This window comes from Campylobacter concisus, from assembly GCF_003048835.2.
Lineage (GTDB): Bacteria > Campylobacterota > Campylobacteria > Campylobacterales > Campylobacteraceae > Campylobacter_A > Campylobacter_A concisus_D.
Genome location: NZ_CP060705.1, coordinates 251,757 through 268,863 on the forward strand (window position 1 = coordinate 251,757; position 17,107 = coordinate 268,863).

The following is a 17,107-nucleotide window of genomic DNA, read 5'->3' on the forward strand; positions in this document are numbered from 1 at the left end:
CAAAAATTAACTTGGCAAAGGTAAGAAAATGACAAAAATAACAAAGCCAAACGAAGTTAAGCGAGACTGGATCGTAGTCGATGCAGCTGGTAAGCGCTTTGGTAGATTGCTAACTGAGGTAGCAACTATACTTCGTGGCAAAAACAAACCATGCTTCACGCCAAACGTAGATTGTGGCGACTATGTTATCATCATAAATGCTTCTAAAGTAGAATTTACTGGTAATAACAAAGCTGAAGATAAACTTTATCACAGACACTCAGGATATTTTGGCAGCGTAAAGAGCGAGAAATTCGGCGATTTGATAGCAAATAAGCCAGAAAAACTTTTCAAGCTAGCTGTTCGTGGCATGCTTCCAAAGACAAAACTTGGAAGAGAGATGATAAAAAAACTAAAAGTTTATGCTGGCAGTGAGCATCCTCATACGGCACAAATAGCTAAAAAAGAAGGAAAATAATTATGGCAAAAGTTTATGCAACTGGTAAAAGAAAAACTGCCGTAGCAAAGGTTTGGATAAAAGCTGGAAGCGGTAAAATCGTAGTAAATGGTATGGATCTTAACACTTGGCTTGGCGGTCACGAGGCTATCAAGCTTAAAGTTATTCAACCACTTTTAGTAACAAAACAAGAGAGTTTAATAGACGTAGTGGCTACAACTTTAGGTGGCGGTTATTCAGCACAAGCTGAGGCTTTAAGACATGGCATTTCACGTGCTTTAGCTGACATGGATGCTGATTTTAGAGCAGCTCTTAAACCAAAAGGCTTGCTAACTAGAGATTCTCGTGTTGTTGAACGTAAGAAATTTGGTAGAAGAAAGGCTAGAAGAAGCCCGCAATTCTCTAAACGTTAATGGTTTTTGCAAGTGCTTTTGCATTTGCAAAATTTAGGTTATGTAAATTTCAGATTTACATTAAGAATTTGGTTATAATTTAAAGTTGATTTATTTTTATTTAGGTAAAATGAAACCACTTTAAAATAAACCCTATTTGAAAGGAATTCTATTATGAAAAAGATTGCTTTAGCTATGGTTGCCGCAACAGCGGTTTTCGCGTCTAACGCAGCATACAACTATGAGATCACTCCAACTATCGGTGGTGTTCATCCAGAAGGAAATCTACGTGTAAAAGACCACAATTTTGTTGGTATTAGAGCGGCTAGAAACCTTGAAGATTTCTTCTTTGATCAAGTTGAGCTTGGTGTTGATTACTCTCAAAAATTAAAAGAGAGAACAGGTAACGTTGTAAGAGATGGTAGAGCTCTTAGATACCACGCAAACCTTGTAAAAAATATCGTTGACTTTGGACCAGTTAGCCTATATGGTTTAATAGGTGCTGGTTATGAAGATGTTCCAGCTATCTTTGTTAAAAATGAAGATGGTGGCTTTGGTCAATATGGTCTTGGTTTAAGATACCAAGTAACTGATAGATTTGCTCTTAAAGCAGAGGCAAGAGACGCTATCAAATTTGAGCACGCTGACCACAATGTATTCTATTCACTAGGCTTTGGCATCGGTCTTGACTCAAAAGCAGCTCCAGTTGTAGCAGCAGCTCCAGTAGCAGCAGCTCCAGCAGCTCCAGCTCCAGTTCTTGACGATGACAACGATGGCGTGCCAAATGATATCGATCAATGCCCTAATACTCCAGCTGGTGTAGTCGTTGACGAAAGAGGATGCGAGAAAGTTATCGTTCTTAGAGATCTAGATGTTAACTTCGCATTTGATAGCTACAAAGTCGGACCAAGCTATGCAGCTGAGATCAAAAAAGTAGCTGACTTTATGGGCGAACACCCAGATTATAAAGTTATACTTGCTGGTCACACTGATAGCGTAGGTGCAGAAGCTTACAACCAAAAACTATCTGAGAAAAGAGCAAAAGCAGTGGCTGAGGTTCTTGCTGGTTACGGCGTAGAAAAAGCTAAAATTTCTACAGTTGGTTACGGCGAACTTAAACCAATCGCTACAAACAAAACTAAAGAAGGTCGCGCTCAAAACAGACGTGTTGAAGCTACTTTCAACAAATAATTTTACTATTTAAAATTACTTCTTTAGGGCTTGGCTTCGGCTAAGCCCTTTTTTATTTCTGCGGAGAATATCATGAAAAAAACTATACTTTTTGACTTAGACGGCACACTTATAGACTCTACTTCTGCTATTTTAAAAGGTTTTGATGCGGCGTTTTTAGCTCACGACAAGAAAGAGCCTGATCATGATGCACTAAAATCTCTAGTAGGATATCCGCTTGAAATAATGTTTGAAAAACTTGGTGCCAAGAAGAATTTAATAGGTGAATATGTAAAAGAGTATAAAGCTTGCTACGAGAAGATCTATTTAGATGAGACCGTGCTTTTACCGCATGCTATGGATGCTTTAAAAGAAGCTAGCACATTTGCTGATGTTGGTGTTGTTACGACAAAGACATCAAAATTTTCTATCATTTTGTTAGAGCATTTATGTGTTATGAAATTTATAAAAACGGTTGTCGGACGAGATGATGTTGTTAATCCAAAACCAGATCCAGAACCTATAAATTTGGCTTTAAAGAGACTAGACAAAGAAAAAGATAATACCTTTATGATTGGCGATACCATCATGGATTTAAAGGCCGCCAAAGCTGCTCTTATAACGGGCGTTGGCCTTACGTGCGGATATGGTAAAGAGTCTGATTTAAGGCAGTTTAGCGAGCATATATTTGCAAATCCACATGAGGCTGTTAGCTTTATCAAAGAAGCTTAATAGTGAAAGTTTATTAAAGCACTTGGGTCTGACACTATTTAAACATAAATTTATTCATAAATTTTTTTGTTTTTACTTATTACAAAATGCTTTAGATGGATCAAAAAGAATTTTCTAATTTCATATCAAAAATGTCTGCTACTATTTTATTAATCTAAATAATTCTTGCTTTTAGTAATATTTGTTGTTTTTGGTAAATTTTCTAACAAAATATGCAATTAAAATGCTTGTGTTAGAATTTGTTAGATAGAGATTTTGTTGGTATCAAAAAAGAGCAAGAATTTATAGATATCGCACTTAAGCGAAAGGCTGAGCTTGAAGCAAATTTTATAAAATTTAGAGATAAATTTAGTGATATAAAAATGCTTGAGAGCTTAAAATTTGGCTAGATTTAAAATTCCATACTTCACAACTATCCGCGCAGCACTCGCAGCTGCTAAGTCTCTAAGCACAGTTCAAACTGGCAAAGCACTTGAAGTAAAAAGCCTACAAGAGTATCTAGGCGAGAAATAATAAATCTAGTGGCAGTTTTGGCTGCCACTAGCTAAATTCCTCTGAATTTGATTAGCTATTTTTTAAAGCGCTAGCTACCTTTAAAGCACTTGCAAAGGCTAGATGCAGGTTGTATCCACCAAGCATACCAGTGATATCTAAGACTTCTCCTATAAAATAAAGCCCCTTTACGCTTTTGCACTCTAAATTTTTATCTAAAAACTCTGTTTTTATACCGCCTTTTGTAACTTCTGCCCTTTCAAAGCCAAATGTCCCAGCTGGGGCAAATTCATAAGCAAAAAGCCTTTTTATGATGCTCTTTTCATCGTCGCTAAATTCGTAAAACGCTCTATCTTTTAAGCCAAAATTTCTTAAAAACTCCAGCACAAATCTCTTTGGCAAAGGCAAAACCGAGCTAAGTTGCTTTTTGCCATTTACTAAATTTTTCTCACTAAATTTAGGCAAAAAATTTATGCAAATTCGACCCTTCTGCCAAAAGAGTGAGGCATTTAGTATCACTGGACCACTTATACCTCTGTGCGTAAAAAGCACATCGCCACTAAATTTATACAACAAGAGCAGGAGTAAAAATTTGAGAAAGGGTGAGCAAATAGGTTGAATTTGTCAGTTAAATTTGGCTTTTATAGAGCAGCAGTAAGTTAAATTTACTGCATATTTATGCTTCCAGCTGGAGCGGGCATATCGCCTTTTTCATCTACAAATGGAGGGCCTTTTTGAAGTAGGGCTGTGATCTCAGAGGCAACCTTTGGATCCATCTTAGCCATTATGGTTGAGATCTTTTTGGCATCAAGGGCATAAAGTATGGTGGCTGCATTTGATCTTGGCATTTGCGAGAGCACTTCGGCTGCTGCACCATCTTTCATTTTGGCATAGGATTCATTGACTTTATCGGTAGTCATCGTACGAAGCTCTTTTAAAATTTTTTCATTTTTAGCGACAACTTCGTCAATCTCTTTGCGTTTTTGCTCGATCACTTTCATCGTCGCATTTAGATCAGCCTCTTTTTTGGCGAGCTTTTTGTTGTTTTCTTCATAAGCTGCAGCCGAGCTTGCTCGAAAGACCTCTAGGGCTTGGCGCTGCTCGTCGATGACCTCAAGCTCCTTTGAAATTTCCTCTTTTCTAGCTTCAAAGATCTGAGTGCAATCAACCGGCACTTCAAAGCAAAATGCAAAATTTATAACTATAAAAAAGAGTAAAACAGCTCTCATCACGCCTCGCTTTTGGCTGCAAATTTCATAACTGCAAACTCATCAAGAGCCAGCGCTTCAGCCTTTTGTATGCGTTTTATCTCTTTTTTAAATTCTTCTTTTTCTAGATATTTCATCTTTTCATACTCTAAATTCGCATTTTTATATTTGTGCTCGTAGTGCAAGACCTCTTTTTTTGCTATCTCTAAGCTCTCTTTGCAGGCACTTAGCTCGGCTCTTGCTATATTTATGAGCTCTAAATTTTCTCTTAGCTCGCCTATGTTGCCACTTTTTGGCAGGCTAAACTCGTTGAGTTTGGCTCTTAAGAGTGCTATTTTTTCTTCGGCACTTCTTACATTTAGCCTAGCAACGACGAGCTTAGCCTCTACCTTATCCATCTCCTGCTTTTTGACGCGGACGACGGAGGTAAATTTACTTTTCATCTAATGATCGTATCGCTTCTTTCAGGGCTTGTTGAGATATAGCCGACCTTCACGCCAGTTAGCTCCTCGATACGCTCGATATATGCTCTTGCGTTTGCTGGCAGGTCGTCATATCGGCTGATGCCTTTTACGCTATCCCAGCCTGCAAGCTCCTCATAAATAGGCGTTGCATTTTCAAGATCTGTTGGCACGTAGTCGATAGTTTCGCCGTTATATTGATATGCTTTACAAATTTTTACCACTTCAAAGCCATCAAGCACGTCAAGCTTCATAAGTGCATAAGTATCGACGCCGTCAAGCCTTGAAGCGTATTTTACGCTTACTGCGTCAAACCAGCCACAACGTCTGCGGCGGCCTGTTGTTGTGCCAAATTCTTTACCTATCTCGCACATCTTATCGCCATTTGTGCCCTTGTCTTCAGTTGGGAAAGGTCCGTGGCCTACGCGAGTTGTATATGCTTTGATGACGCCTATTACTTTGCCTATCTCTTTTGGATTTAGTCCAAGGCCTGTGCAAGCACCAGCACTTATGGTATTTGAGCTAGTTACATAAGGGTATGTGCCGTGATCGATGTCTAAAAGTGTGCCCTGAGCGCCTTCAAGTAGGACTTTTTTATCTTCATCAAGCGCTTTCCAAACTAAATTTGTAGTGTTTGCGATAAATGGAGCAAGCACCTCTTTATATCTTTTTAGCTCTTCAAGTAGCTCATTTTCTTCGGGTATCTTTACGCCAAGAGCGTCAAATACGCATTTATTTGTTTCAAAGTCATGCATCAAAGCATCACACAAGCGCTCTGGCTCAAGTAGCTCGCCAACTCTGTGGCCGCTTCTGCTTATCTTGTCTGCGTATGTTGGTCCGATGCCTTTGCCAGTCGTTCCGATCGCTTTTTCGCCTTTTAAGCGCTCTTTTGCTTGATCGACTTGGCTGTGGTAGCTTAAATTTAAGTGTGCTTTGTCGCTTATATAAAGTCTGCCCTCTAAGTTGTCAAATTGCGCCATCTCAGTGATGAGCACCTCTGGAGAGACAACGACGCCGTTGCCGATGATATTTATGATATTTTTGTGCAAAATTCCGCTTGGGACAAGGTGGAGCGCGTATCTTACGCCATCGACCCAGATCGTATGACCAGCGTTGTGGCCACCTTGAGAGCGACAAATCATGTCATAGTTTAGTCCTAGCATATCAACTATCTTGCCTTTGCCCTCATCACCCCATTGAACACCAACTACTAAATCAGCCTTTCTCATTCTTACTTCCTTAAATTAATTTTTTCTTCTATTAATGCATCAGTATAAACAGCGAACCCGCTGCTTGAAATCCCGTCTATTTCATAGTTTCCACCACTTGCTAAGATGGTGTTATCTTTTAAAAATCTAAAAAATAAACTATCATAATATCTCATTTTTGAGTAATATAGCGGAACTATTCTTAAATTTTTATATTCTAGTGATTTGGCTACACTTTGTAAATTTCTTAGCGCCTCTTTTAGCTTATCAGGGACTAAACTTACTATCTCATCAAGCTCTCTAGCGTCCTTTAAAAGGGCTAGTTTGCTAAGCCACGGCACGTTTTGGGCTAAGATCTTTTCTAGCCATGAATTTTCAAAAATTTCTATCTCTAAGTTTAAAATTTCGCAAATTATCCTTGGGATTTGCATATTGCTAAGCTGCAAACAAGCGCCGATCTCAAGCTCGCTAAAAAGCTTTGCGACAATATTTATACTCTTTAAAATGTCGTTTTCGCCGATAAGCTCAGCGCCTATTTGATAAATTTCTTGGCTTGGGTAGCGAAAGACTGGTTGGATGTAAAACCATCTCCTTGGCTCATTTGCTTTAAGCCTTCTAAGCACGATCCTAACGGTATCAACCGTGCTATCAGCCCTTAGGCTTATTTCGTGGTTTAGACTGTCGCTAAAGCGAAGAAGGTTTGTCGCATCCACGCTTAGATGTTGATGATACGAAAAAAACGGCGTTACGATCTCGCTAAAACCTTCATCTTCTAAAATTTCACTCGCTTTTTGCTCGATTTTTCTCTTTAGTTTTGCACTTTTTGCAAAGTAAAGTTTGCTTCCGTTTGGGATCTCGTGCTCATAAACATTTACATCACTCAACTCTTATCTCCTTACTAAAACCTAAATTTATATCGCACTCTTTGATGATGGACACGGCTAGATTATAGAGTTCGCCGCTGTCACCACTGCTTGCTAGTTTGCTTAAATTTATGAAAATTTCTTGATTATATTTACCTATATTTTTTATCTCATCTTCTATTTTTTGCTTTAGGCTTTGTGCTAGTTTGTCGTCTTGATTTAAATTTGCTATCACTTCATTTGCAAGCTCTTTTAGCACGACTAAGCCTTTAAAAAGCTCGAAATTTTCACTATTTTTATAGTCTTTTATGTGTAGATTAGGTCTTTCAAATTTAAATGAAGCAGCATCTTTTGCCAAAAGTGCCAATGAGAAAATGTTGCCTTGAAATTTATCAAATCCAAGACCAAGCAAAAACTCAAGCGTTCTTTTATCATCGATATTTTTTATAGTCGCATTTAGTCCAAATTTATCAGCCACAAACCTTATCATATTTATGCTCTCAAGCGCCTCTTTTGAGCTGAAGATATGTTTGCAAAATTTATTATCTATGTTGAAGCGATTTGTTTTTAGCATGCCAAGAGCTTCGATCGAGCTTGAGTATGATGCAAAGTCATCAAGCGAGAAGTATATGCCAAGCTCTTTATACTTTCTAACATAAATTTCTAAAACTTCTAAATTTGTAGCCGTTGCAGCGTCGATAACGTCGATGATAAGCCCAGTTGGATCAAGGCTTTTATCCTCATCAAATATCGCTTTAAATTTATGCCAAAACTCCTGCGTAAAGAGCTTTTTAACGCTTAAATTTACGCGAACCTTTGCGCTTATGCCATTTTCTAGCCACATCTTTCTAGCTAAAAGCGCCTCTTTTATCGTAAATAAAGCGATATTGCTAGATGCGCTACTTGTCCTTATAAGTGGTAAAAAGTCGCTTGGGTAGATGATCTCGCCATCTTTTCTCCATCTAATCAGCGCTTCAAAACTTAAAGTCTCGCCCGTGCTAAAGCTGATCTCTGGCTGAAATTCTAAAAACATCTCGCCAGCGTCAAGCGCTTTTAAAATTTTTGAGCCATCTTCGTATTGGCTCTTAAAATAGACATCTTTTTTCGCATCAAATGTATAGCTTCTGTTTTTGCCACTTATCTTGGCTTGATACATCGCCCAGTCGGCTCTTTGTAGCACATCATCGGCCCCAAGCTCACTATCAGCCAAGGCTATGCCTATGCTAGCGCTTGCTTTTAGTTTTAGCTCATCTATCTTTACTTCATCTGAAGCTAGCCTTAGCATATTTTGCGCTATCTCATAGACTTCACCTAAATTTTCGTAGTTTATAACGCCTACAAACTCATCTCCGCCTATTCTTGCAAAGATATTTTTGCCATTAAACATAGCGCCTATCTTTTCAGAGATAGCTACTAAAAATTTATCGCCTATTTGGTGACCAAAGTTGTCATTTATACCCTTAAAATCATCTATATCAAGGTAGATAACGGCTATTTTTTGTTCATTTTTTTGTATGAGAGAATTTAGCTTGTTGTAGAGTAAAAATCTATTTGGTAGCTTTGTGAGCGGATCGTGATATGCGATAAATTCTAGATATTTCTCATTTTGAGCTTCGTTATTTGCAAGCATTGCGAGCATGATGTAGCCAGTTCTTTTCTCGCTCGCATCGATAAGTGGTAAAATTTCTATGACTTCAAGCTTGCTCTTATTTTTATTATTTTCACTCCAAACCTTACCACTCCATGAGCCACCGCTGTTTATAGTATCTATGATCTGGTGCTTTATATCGCTTAAGCCTTGCTTTATAAAGGTGATATCTTTTAGATATACACTATCTTTTGAGCCAGCACTTTCAAAAAATGTATCATTTGCATCAATGACCTTTAGCTCCTCATCAAGCAAGATGACTTCTTCTTTGCTAAATGAGAAAATTTTTGCAAGCAGGTCTTGACAGACAAAGAAGCTATCTTCTAGGCTAAGGTCTTTTAGTGTGCCTTTTATCAAGCTTACTTCGCCAAATTCATCGTATTCAAGTGCTTTTGCTCTTAGTCTAAAGTGTAGAATTTCTTTATCTATGCTATAAAGTTTGATATCTTTAATGTATGTTTGAGTGTCTCTTATACTCTCAAAAAAGCTATAAAAACTATCAAATTCATCGACAAAGACCGACTTTGCCTGCTCGAAATTTAGAGTGCTTTGCGTGCCAAGAACCTTGCTTAGCTCGTCTGAGATATTAAGCATGTCGCTTCTTTTATCCCAAGTAAAGACATTTGCTTCACTCGCCCAAAGCAGCGCCTTGTTCTCTTTGCTTTGTTTTTCAAATCTCTCTTGAAGCTTTAGCATATCGCTAAGATCGGTAAATGAGTAGATGACCTTTTGCTCGTCTGCATCGATAAATTTAGCCTTTATCTTAAATGGAATTTTCTTGCCATAAGCGTTTGTCATATTTGCTATGAAATTTAGCTCTTCATTTTTAAAGCTTGCTTGCAAAAAGGCTTTTTTGCTTGCTAGCACGGCAGCTTTAAAGCTATCAAAGTCTTCGCTTGCGATGATATCTTCTAAATTTATGAGACTTTGGCTTTGGATATTAAAAATTCTCTCGACATTGTTTGTGCTTTGGATGATCAAAAATGGCTCTTTTGCTGAAGCGATAGCGATAACATTTGGCGATAAAAAGATGTAGCTTTTGATGATATCGTCATTTCTTTGCGTCATCTTTTCTTGAGTGATATCCTTTATAAGTATGAAATTTAGCCTTGTGTTTTCTAGCTCAAAGCTACTTTGGGTTACTAAAACATCGATTATTTCACCGTTTTTACGCCTTAGCTTAGCCTCGTATGATAGATTATTATTGATAGCGTTTTTTCTATCTTCTGTTAAATTCTTAGACTCATCTTCAAGAAGTTCTTTTATATTTAGATCCGCTACGTCATTTTTTTTGTAGCCTAGTTTTTCTAAAAGAGCGTTGCTAATGTCTGTGATGACGCCAGTATAAGCGTCAAAGACCACGATCTTTAAAAAGCTCTTTTCAAAGACATAGCCAAATCTACTCTCGTAGCTTTGTGCTGTCTCGTAAGCTTTATCTCTATCTTCGTAGAGTTTTTTGATGCTGTTATTTAGCATGATAAATTCTTTTACGTCAAAGTCCTCATCAGTTGGCTTGCTTTTATCTGTCGCAAAAAGAGCGATCCTGGTAAATGGAGAGAGAATTTTGTCTTTTATATATGAGTTGTCGCGTAGCCAAAGTATGCTAAATGCTACAAAGCAGAAGAACGAAAGCACGACTAGAACTAGCTGGATAAAGATCTGAAGCTGCCTGCTAGAGCCTGTTATGACAAATAGCTTTTGCTCTTCTAGGTAGCTGATTTTGTAAAAATTCATATCCTTTAGCATAAAAATGATCTTGTCACTTTTAAACTCGCCACCTTGTGAGATGTATTTATTAAAGTCCTCTTTTATAAATTTTTTATAAAACTCATCTCTTGAGAGGTTGCCGTCTTTATCAACCAAAAAGACGTATGCGCCAAAATTTTTGTTATAACTTGTATCGACTCTGTTTTTTAAAAGATTGTGACTTAGTTGAACAAGAATTTTATTGCCATTTTTTAGCCCATAAGCTATGTAGATATCTTTAAAGCGTCTATTTTTATAAAATCTATCAGAGAGCCTAAACTCGCCCTCTTTGATATCTGAAAACCATGCGATATCGTAGTCGTGTAGTTCTAAAGCACTGTCAAATTTACGCTCGTAAAGCAAAGAGTTATCTTTTGCTATCACGTAAAAAGCGGCGTAGAATTTACTTATAATAGTATTTTCATAAAACGGCTCTATGCCGTTTGCAATGAGTCTTGCCTTTGTGGAGATGTTATCTTTTACATCTGAAAATGCGTTGGTGATATTGTTTTTAGTGATTAAATTTAGCGTTGAAATTTCATATTTTATGTCGTTTATGCCAGCAAATATGACAAAGAGTGCAAGAAAGATGAAGGCAAAAAGAAGTAGTGCTATCTTTACATAGAACCTCTTAAAAATCTGCAAAATTGGTTTAGCGCTATTTTTTTGCATTAAATTTAAGCCTCGCTTTTTAAAACTAGCCATGATTTTAACGCAAATTTACTTTTTTTAGCTTATAAAATGCCTTTTTGTTTAAATTTAAATAGACACAGGGCGTTTTGCCCCGTGAGTTAGTAGATCCAAGTAACTACTTCAGATCTTTGTCTGCGGTATTTTTCAGGCTGTGGGTTTAAGCGGTAGCCAAATGGCACTACGATAGCCACTCTTTGCTCGCTCTCATCAAGACCTAAAATTTCATTTAAAGCGTGTCTGTCAAAGCCTTCCATCGGGCAGCTATCTATGCCAAGGCTAGCGGCTGCGTTCATCATATTTGTCGCAGCTATCATGCACTGCTCGTGCGACCACTGAAAGGTTAGCTCGTCGTCATTTTTGAAATTTGATAGTAGAAAAAATTTCTGCCTCGCAGCGATAGCTTCAATATTTTTGTCGGCTCTTCTAGCGATCATTTTATCGATATAGCTACTACCAACTTTTACCTCTTTGATCTTTGCTAAAATGACAACCAAATGCGAGCAAGAGGTGATTTGCACTTGGTTCCACGAAACAGCTTTTATCTTCTCTCTAAGCTCTTTATTTTGCACGACCAAAAAGTCCCACTGCTCAAGGCCAGTCGAGCTTGGGCTTAGTCTGCCAGCCTCTAGTATAAAGTCAAACTCGCCAGCGCTGATCTTTTTGCTCTCATCAAAAATTTTGCAAGCGTGACGAAATTTTAAAATTTCAAGATAGTTCATCATATCTCCTTTGTTAAATTTCTTGACATTATAAAGCGACTAGGTAAATTAAAAGAAATTTAGCCAGGCTTTAGCTGGCCTTAAAATAGGCTAAATTTAGCCTAGAGTTAGTTTAAAAATATATCAAACTCGCCTTTTTGGACCGTTTGTGCGATGATGGCTGAGCGCTCATAACCAACCTCTTTTAGGCGCTTTAGAGCTAGGCTCGCATCGTTCTCGCTAACAGCTAGCAAAAGTCCGCCAGAAGTTTGCGCGTCAAAGAGCACGATATCAGCCTCTTTGCTCACAAAATGCTTTGCAAATTCGCGGTTTTTGTAGCTTCCCTCTGGGATGATGCCCATATCGGCAAACTCTTTCGCGCTTGCGATCACTGGCACATCTTTTTCAAAGACATTAAAGCTGATCTTATCGTTTAACATCTCGCTTAAATGCCCTAAAAATCCAAATCCAGTCACATCGGTTGCCGCATAAACTTTGATGCCACTTAGTGCTTTTAGAGCGTAGAAATTTAGCTGAGCCATGATGCCTGCGACCTCATTTATCTGCTCCATGCTCAGTAGATCAGCCTTGATCGCTGTGCTTAAGATGCCACTGCCAAGAGGCTTTGTAAGGATCAAAACGTTACCAACTTCTGCTGTGTTGTTTGCCCAGAAATTTTTAGGATCTACCTTGCCAGTCGCGCTTAGTCCATAATACATCTGCTGCGTCTCTATCGTGTGTCCGCCAACGATGACGCCGCCACACTCTCTTACTTTATCGGCTCCACCTTGCAAAATTTCACCTAAAATTTCAGGTGCAAGGTTGCAGCTATCAAAGCCCACGATATTTAGAGCGTTTATCACCTCGCCACCCATTGCAAAGACGTCGCTTAGGCTATTTGCAGCAGCGATCTGACCGTAGATAAATGGGTCATTGACTACTGGCGTGATAAAGTCAAGCGTCTGAACTAGTGCAAGATCGTCCGAGAGCTTGAAAACGCTCGCATCTTCGTTTGAGCCGATGCTTGAGAGCAGGTTTGGATGAGATAAATTTAAACTACTAATCGTTTTGTGAAGACCCGACGGGTCAAGCTTAGCAGCTCAACCAGCGGCTTTAACGAACTGCGTAAGCTTTTTGTCGTGATAGATCATAGTTTGATTTGCTCGTGAGTTGAGAGTATGTCGATGATCTCATAAGCGTTTGAAATTTCGCCAACTGCAAGATCGCTCACTAGTTTATAAGCCTCCAAGCAGCTTCCGCAGCTTAAAATTTGAACGCCAGTAGCTTCAAGATCTTTAAGTGGCTTAAAGCTTGGATGTGCGCGGTTTGTGGTCATCTTAACGGCGTTATTTACGCAGATGATTATCTTTGGTTTTTTCTCTACTTGAAGAAGTGCGCCTAGAAATTTTGATAGCAAATTTATGCCAACTTCGCCGCTACCTGCGCGCTCTTCGTTTAGATAGAGCACTTTTTCGTTTTTTGGTGTTATATCGCAGACAAATTCGTCAAAATTTGTAAGCTCAAGTGCGCTTTTGCCCTTGATGGCTAAAATTTTAGTCTCATTGCTGCTGCTTTCTAGGCTAAATTCTATATTTTGATTTTTTAAAAATCTTGAGATATTTTCTTTTGGAGCTAGGGCATTTACGATGATCTCTAGGCTCTCTCCCTCATTTAAACCCTCAAGCGCGTTTTTAGTCATGATGACTGGTTTTGGGCACTCTAAATTTCTGCAATCAATTGTTCTTGTCATTGTTTTTCCTTTGTGATTAGTATTTCAAACCTTGAAACTGATTTTGGATTATAGCTAAAAAATATTAATTTTTTAAAAGGATTTGTGCTGTGAAATTTGCTATAAAAGAGAGTTTGACCCTGCGTAAGTCGCAAGGTCAAGGCTAGTTATTTTAAATTTGTGTAAGATTTTTCGTAGTCAGATACTGGGATTTTGTTTTCCTTAACAAGCTCTTGATACCAGTAGTGGTGAAGTACATAAACCTCTTCTTCTTCTTTGTATCCAGTGACCATTGACCAGATAGCGCCATGTATAGCGATCGCAGCCATATAGATATGAACTAAGAAAAATACCGCACAGACGATGCCAAGGCAGTTGTGGATAACTACGCTATATCTTAAAAGATCGATTTGAGAGATACCAAACCAACTAGCAACTGCTGGCTCTTTAATATCCATGAAATACATGATCGCACCAGTGATGATCATCACGATACCACCAGGGATAGCGATCCAGTACCATGCCTTTTGACCAGCGTTAAATTTGCCAGCTGGGACTGGTTTTTTCTTCTTTGATAGATAACCACCAACTATCATCATCCATCTGATGTCATAAACAGCTGGAAGCATTCTGATAGTCCAAGCAAATAACATAGGAAGCACAGAAATAGCAAATATAATAGTCGCTATATCGTGCAAGTATCTACAGAAACGCACAAATGTGCCACCACCAAGCTCTGCACCCCACATGATGATGATGCCAGTTGGCACTAAGATGATCCAAGAGATCGCAGCTAAGCCGTGAGCTATACGTTCGATCAGTGAAAACGCAAATACTTTTTTGCCATCGTGACTAAAGTGTTTTGGTCCGATGATCAAGAAGTGTAGCACGAACGCGCCGATAACAGCTAAAATGATAGAAAGTGCAGCTATCGCGAAGTAGTCGTTTCCTTGTATAAAAGTAAATATCGGGCCCCAGCCATGCTCATAAGGCTTGATATTTTCTATCCTCTGTGCTGCCCAAATGGTGCTGTCAAATTGATTGACGCCAGTTGGTCCTTCAATGGCCATTGCCGCAACGGACAATGTAAAAAGTAGAGTAAGAATTCTCGTCATTTTATTCCTTTATTTGCTAAAGCTTAAATGATTTAAGCTTTGGTTAAATATGCTAAAATCACACAGCTATGCCGTTTTGTGGCTATTATATCAGAGCTAATCACAAGCAAACCTTAGCAAAAAAGATTACTAAAATTTTTATAAAAAATATTTAAGTTTTGTTAATTTTGATAAACGCTGATATAAATTTTGAGCAGTAAAAATCTCAATTTTTTACCTAAAAACGTGGTTAAATTCAAAGTTTAGAAATGGTGCTAGATAAATTTGAATATTTTTATCAAAAGCTAATGCTTTATAAATTTAGCTTTTTAGCTCAAAATACCTTATTAAATTTATATTTTCTAAAAATTGAATTAAAATATCAAAAGCATTTTAGATCTCTATTAAAAGGCGAAGCAATGGACATTTACGCTATTATCTTTGATGACTACGAGGCGCTTGATCTTATGGGGCCGGTGGAGTTTTTAACTAGAGTTGGTGAGCTAAATTTAAATTTTGTTTCATTTGAAGGCGGAGCAAAAAGAAGCAAGCAAGGCTTTGAAATAAAGACAAAAAAGCTTGCCAAAATGCCAAAAGATGGCGTCTTCCTGCTTCCTGGAGGTCAGGGCACAAGGGCGCTTGTAAATGATAGTGGGTTTATTTTGAGACTTAAAGAGTGTGTTTTGGCATCTAAATTTTGCCTAAGTGTATGCACTGGCTCGGCGCTCATCGCTCGCACTGGAGAGCTTGACGGACTAAAAGCCACATCAAATAAAAGATCGCTTGAGTGGGTAAAAAGTTGCGGCAAGGCGGTAAAATGGCAAGAGCGCGCTAGGTGGGTGAGGGCAGGTAAGTTTTACACAGCTTCAGGCGTGGCTGCTGGCATGGATATGGCGCTTGGTTTTATCAGCGATCATTTTGGCAAGGAGCTAGCCCAAAATATCGCAAACGAGACTGAATACAACTGGCAAAAAAGCTCAAAGATAGATAAATTTGCCAAAATTTATGGGTATTAAATTTAAAGCGGTTTGCGGTTTTTAGTAAATTAAATTTAGTGATGTAGCTTTAAATTTAAAGTAGTTTATAGCTCACAGAACTAGCTAGAAATTCGCCAAATTCGGCGAGTTTAAATTTTAAAATAAAAATATCTTTGCCAAAAATGCCACTAAGATAAATTTGTATAAATTAAATTTAGCCCATCTTTTCATATTAAATACAAATCCAAAAAGTTTTAGAGCTTAAATTTAGGTGGCAGTTCAAATGCATTTTGGCAAAATTTGCAAGGCAGATAAATTTGACCTAAATTTAAAAAGCCAAATTTACCTTCAAAAAGCAAAATTCTAGTTTCTACGCCTATACTCTTCGTAGTCTAGCTCGCGGATCATTTTAACCTTGCCATTTTCTTTTAGAAGCAGAAGATCAGGTAGTTTTATGCCGTTAAATGTCGTATTTTTCACGATCGTGTAGTGAATTTGATCTTCAAAGATGACTCGGTCGCCGATTTTTAGCTCGCTATCAAATTTATACTCCGCATCGCCCGCTTCAAGCCCCACTATATCGCCAGCTAGGCAGGTATTGCCGCCAAATCTATAAGCGAATTTGCCATTTTCGCTCTCGCCCCTAACGGCTGGTCGGTAGGGCATTAGCACAGTATCTGGCATGTGTGCCTCGGCTGAAGTGTCAAGTATGGCGATATCTTTCTCGTTATGCACGATGTCAAGCACGCTACTTATCAAAAAGCCAGTCTGCCAGCCCACAGCCTCGCCAGGCTCCAGATAGACCTCCACGCCGTACTTCTCGCGGAAACGCTTAATTATCTTTATAAGCAGCTCCACGTCGTAATCAGCCCTCGTGATGTGGTGGCCGCCGCCCATATTTATCCACTTCATCTTTGGTATAAACTCGCCAAATTTCTCCTCAAACGCCTCCAGCACGACCTGCAAGCTGCTAGCACTCTCCTCGCAAAGCGCGTGAAAATGAAGCCCTGTGATGCCTTCAAGAAGCTCAGGCTTAAAATTTGCCCTTGTAATGCCAAGTCTGCTAAATTTACCGCATGGGTTGTAGCTATCAGTTGGTGCAAGTGAGACCTCTGGATTGACCCGCAGACCGCAGATGACGCCATTTTGCAAGGCTTTGTCTTTAAACTTTTGCCACTGCGCAAAAGAGTTAAATGTGATGTGTTTTGAAATTTTTAAAATTTCATCAAAATCCTCATCTTTAAAGGCTGGACTATACGTGTGGATCTCGCCTTTTACGTATTCGCTGGCAAATTTAGCCTCGTGAAGCCCACTGCAAGTCGCTCCATCAAGATATGAGCCCACCATATCCATCACTCCGCTAAATGCAAAACCCTTAAGAGCTACTAAAATTTTAGCTCCACTTTGCTCTTTTACATACTTTAAAAGCTCCAAATTTTTACGTACTTTGGCCTCTTCGCAGACGTAGGCTGGGGTTTTTATGCTTTTTAAAATTTCGTTCATTTTCTTTCTCTTTTGTAAATTTTCAAATAAGTATATCTAAATTTATTTTTAAGTAAA

18 protein-coding genes are annotated in these 17,107 nt (G+C 38.5%); 7 read left to right on the top strand and 11 right to left on the bottom strand.

Annotated elements, in window-relative coordinates; genetic code table 11:
- Positions 1 to 28: 28 nt before the first annotated feature.
- From rplM to CVT08_RS10305, 6 genes are all read left to right on the top strand, one after another.
- Positions 29 to 457, top strand: coding sequence for a 50S ribosomal protein L13 (gene rplM, locus CVT08_RS01245; RefSeq protein ID WP_002939292.1), 429 nt, complete (start codon positions 29 to 31; stop codon positions 455 to 457).
- A 2-nt stretch (positions 458 to 459) separates the two neighbouring features.
- Entirely contained in the window at positions 460 to 849 is a 390-nt protein-coding gene (gene rpsI / locus CVT08_RS01250) for a 30S ribosomal protein S9 (RefSeq protein WP_021084780.1), read from the top strand.
- Positions 850 to 1,002: 153 nt separating this feature from the next.
- Positions 1,003 to 2,019: an OmpA family protein gene (locus tag CVT08_RS01255; protein ID WP_107856539.1), complete on the top strand. Its 1,017-nt coding sequence runs from the start codon at positions 1,003 to 1,005 to the stop codon at positions 2,017 to 2,019.
- Positions 2,020 to 2,091: 72 nt separating this feature from the next.
- Positions 2,092 to 2,730, top strand: a complete 639-nt coding sequence (locus tag CVT08_RS01260; protein WP_107856540.1) for an HAD family hydrolase — start codon at positions 2,092 to 2,094, stop codon at positions 2,728 to 2,730.
- Between the two features lie 239 nt (positions 2,731 to 2,969).
- Entirely contained in the window at positions 2,970 to 3,119 is a 150-nt protein-coding gene (locus tag CVT08_RS01265) for a hypothetical protein (protein WP_159070993.1), read from the top strand.
- Positions 3,112 to 3,243 carry a hypothetical protein gene (locus CVT08_RS10305; RefSeq protein WP_265094282.1) on the top strand — a complete coding sequence of 44 codons (132 nt, stop codon included), beginning with the start codon at positions 3,112 to 3,114 and terminating at the stop codon, positions 3,241 to 3,243. The genes CVT08_RS01265 and CVT08_RS10305 overlap by 8 nt, the downstream gene beginning before the upstream one ends.
- Before the next feature lie 51 nt (positions 3,244 to 3,294).
- On the opposite strand, the gene CVT08_RS01270 is transcribed toward CVT08_RS10305, so the two are convergent.
- From CVT08_RS01270 to CVT08_RS01315, 10 genes are all read right to left on the bottom strand, one after another.
- Positions 3,295 to 3,795 (bottom strand): NAD(P)/FAD-dependent oxidoreductase, encoded by a 501-nt coding sequence (locus tag CVT08_RS01270; RefSeq protein ID WP_107856996.1) that lies wholly within the window; start codon positions 3,793 to 3,795, stop codon positions 3,295 to 3,297.
- A gap of 92 nt (positions 3,796 to 3,887) precedes the next feature.
- Positions 3,888 to 4,451 carry a MotE family protein gene (locus CVT08_RS01275; protein WP_107856995.1) on the bottom strand — a complete coding sequence of 188 codons (564 nt, stop codon included), beginning with the start codon at positions 4,449 to 4,451 and terminating at the stop codon, positions 3,888 to 3,890.
- Entirely contained in the window at positions 4,451 to 4,873 is a 423-nt protein-coding gene (locus CVT08_RS01280) for a flagellar export protein FliJ (protein WP_103567010.1), read from the bottom strand. The genes CVT08_RS01275 and CVT08_RS01280 overlap by 1 nt, the downstream gene beginning before the upstream one ends.
- The gene (locus CVT08_RS01285; RefSeq protein ID WP_107856994.1) at positions 4,870 to 6,120 is read right to left on the bottom strand and encodes an adenylosuccinate synthase; all 1,251 of its coding nucleotides are present in this window, start codon (positions 6,118 to 6,120) and stop codon (positions 4,870 to 4,872) included. Before CVT08_RS01285 ends, CVT08_RS01280 begins: the two co-directional genes overlap by 4 nt.
- Before the next feature lie 2 nt (positions 6,121 to 6,122).
- Entirely contained in the window at positions 6,123 to 6,983 is an 861-nt protein-coding gene (locus CVT08_RS01290; RefSeq protein WP_107856993.1) for an ATP phosphoribosyltransferase regulatory subunit, read from the bottom strand.
- Positions 6,976 to 11,028 carry a diguanylate cyclase domain-containing protein gene (locus CVT08_RS01295; protein WP_230855943.1) on the bottom strand — a complete coding sequence of 1,351 codons (4,053 nt, stop codon included), beginning with the start codon at positions 11,026 to 11,028 and terminating at the stop codon, positions 6,976 to 6,978. Before CVT08_RS01295 ends, CVT08_RS01290 begins: the two co-directional genes overlap by 8 nt.
- Before the next feature lie 119 nt (positions 11,029 to 11,147).
- The gene (locus CVT08_RS01300) at positions 11,148 to 11,768 is read right to left on the bottom strand and encodes an NAD(P)H-dependent oxidoreductase (protein ID WP_107856991.1); all 621 of its coding nucleotides are present in this window, start codon (positions 11,766 to 11,768) and stop codon (positions 11,148 to 11,150) included.
- Positions 11,769 to 11,875: 107 nt separating this feature from the next.
- Positions 11,876 to 12,898 carry a selenide, water dikinase SelD gene (gene selD, locus CVT08_RS01305; RefSeq protein ID WP_107856990.1) on the bottom strand — a complete coding sequence of 341 codons (1,023 nt, stop codon included), beginning with the start codon at positions 12,896 to 12,898 and terminating at the stop codon, positions 11,876 to 11,878.
- Entirely contained in the window at positions 12,895 to 13,497 is a 603-nt protein-coding gene (yedF, locus tag CVT08_RS01310) for a sulfurtransferase-like selenium metabolism protein YedF (protein WP_107856989.1), read from the bottom strand. The genes selD and yedF overlap by 4 nt, the downstream gene beginning before the upstream one ends.
- Before the next feature lie 146 nt (positions 13,498 to 13,643).
- Complete coding sequence (locus tag CVT08_RS01315; RefSeq protein WP_021092159.1) at positions 13,644 to 14,591, bottom strand: formate dehydrogenase subunit gamma; 948 nt, start codon at positions 14,589 to 14,591, stop codon at positions 13,644 to 13,646.
- 398 nt (positions 14,592 to 14,989) lie between these two features.
- Between CVT08_RS01315 and CVT08_RS01320 the strand changes: the two genes are divergently transcribed.
- Complete coding sequence (locus CVT08_RS01320; RefSeq protein ID WP_107860955.1) at positions 14,990 to 15,586, top strand: DJ-1/PfpI family protein; 597 nt, start codon at positions 14,990 to 14,992, stop codon at positions 15,584 to 15,586.
- Between the two features lie 324 nt (positions 15,587 to 15,910).
- Here CVT08_RS01320 and nspC read toward each other — a convergent pair whose 3' ends face one another.
- Positions 15,911 to 17,050, bottom strand: a complete 1,140-nt coding sequence (gene nspC, locus CVT08_RS01325) for a carboxynorspermidine decarboxylase (protein ID WP_107856505.1) — start codon at positions 17,048 to 17,050, stop codon at positions 15,911 to 15,913.
- Positions 17,051 to 17,107: the final 57 nt, after the last annotated feature.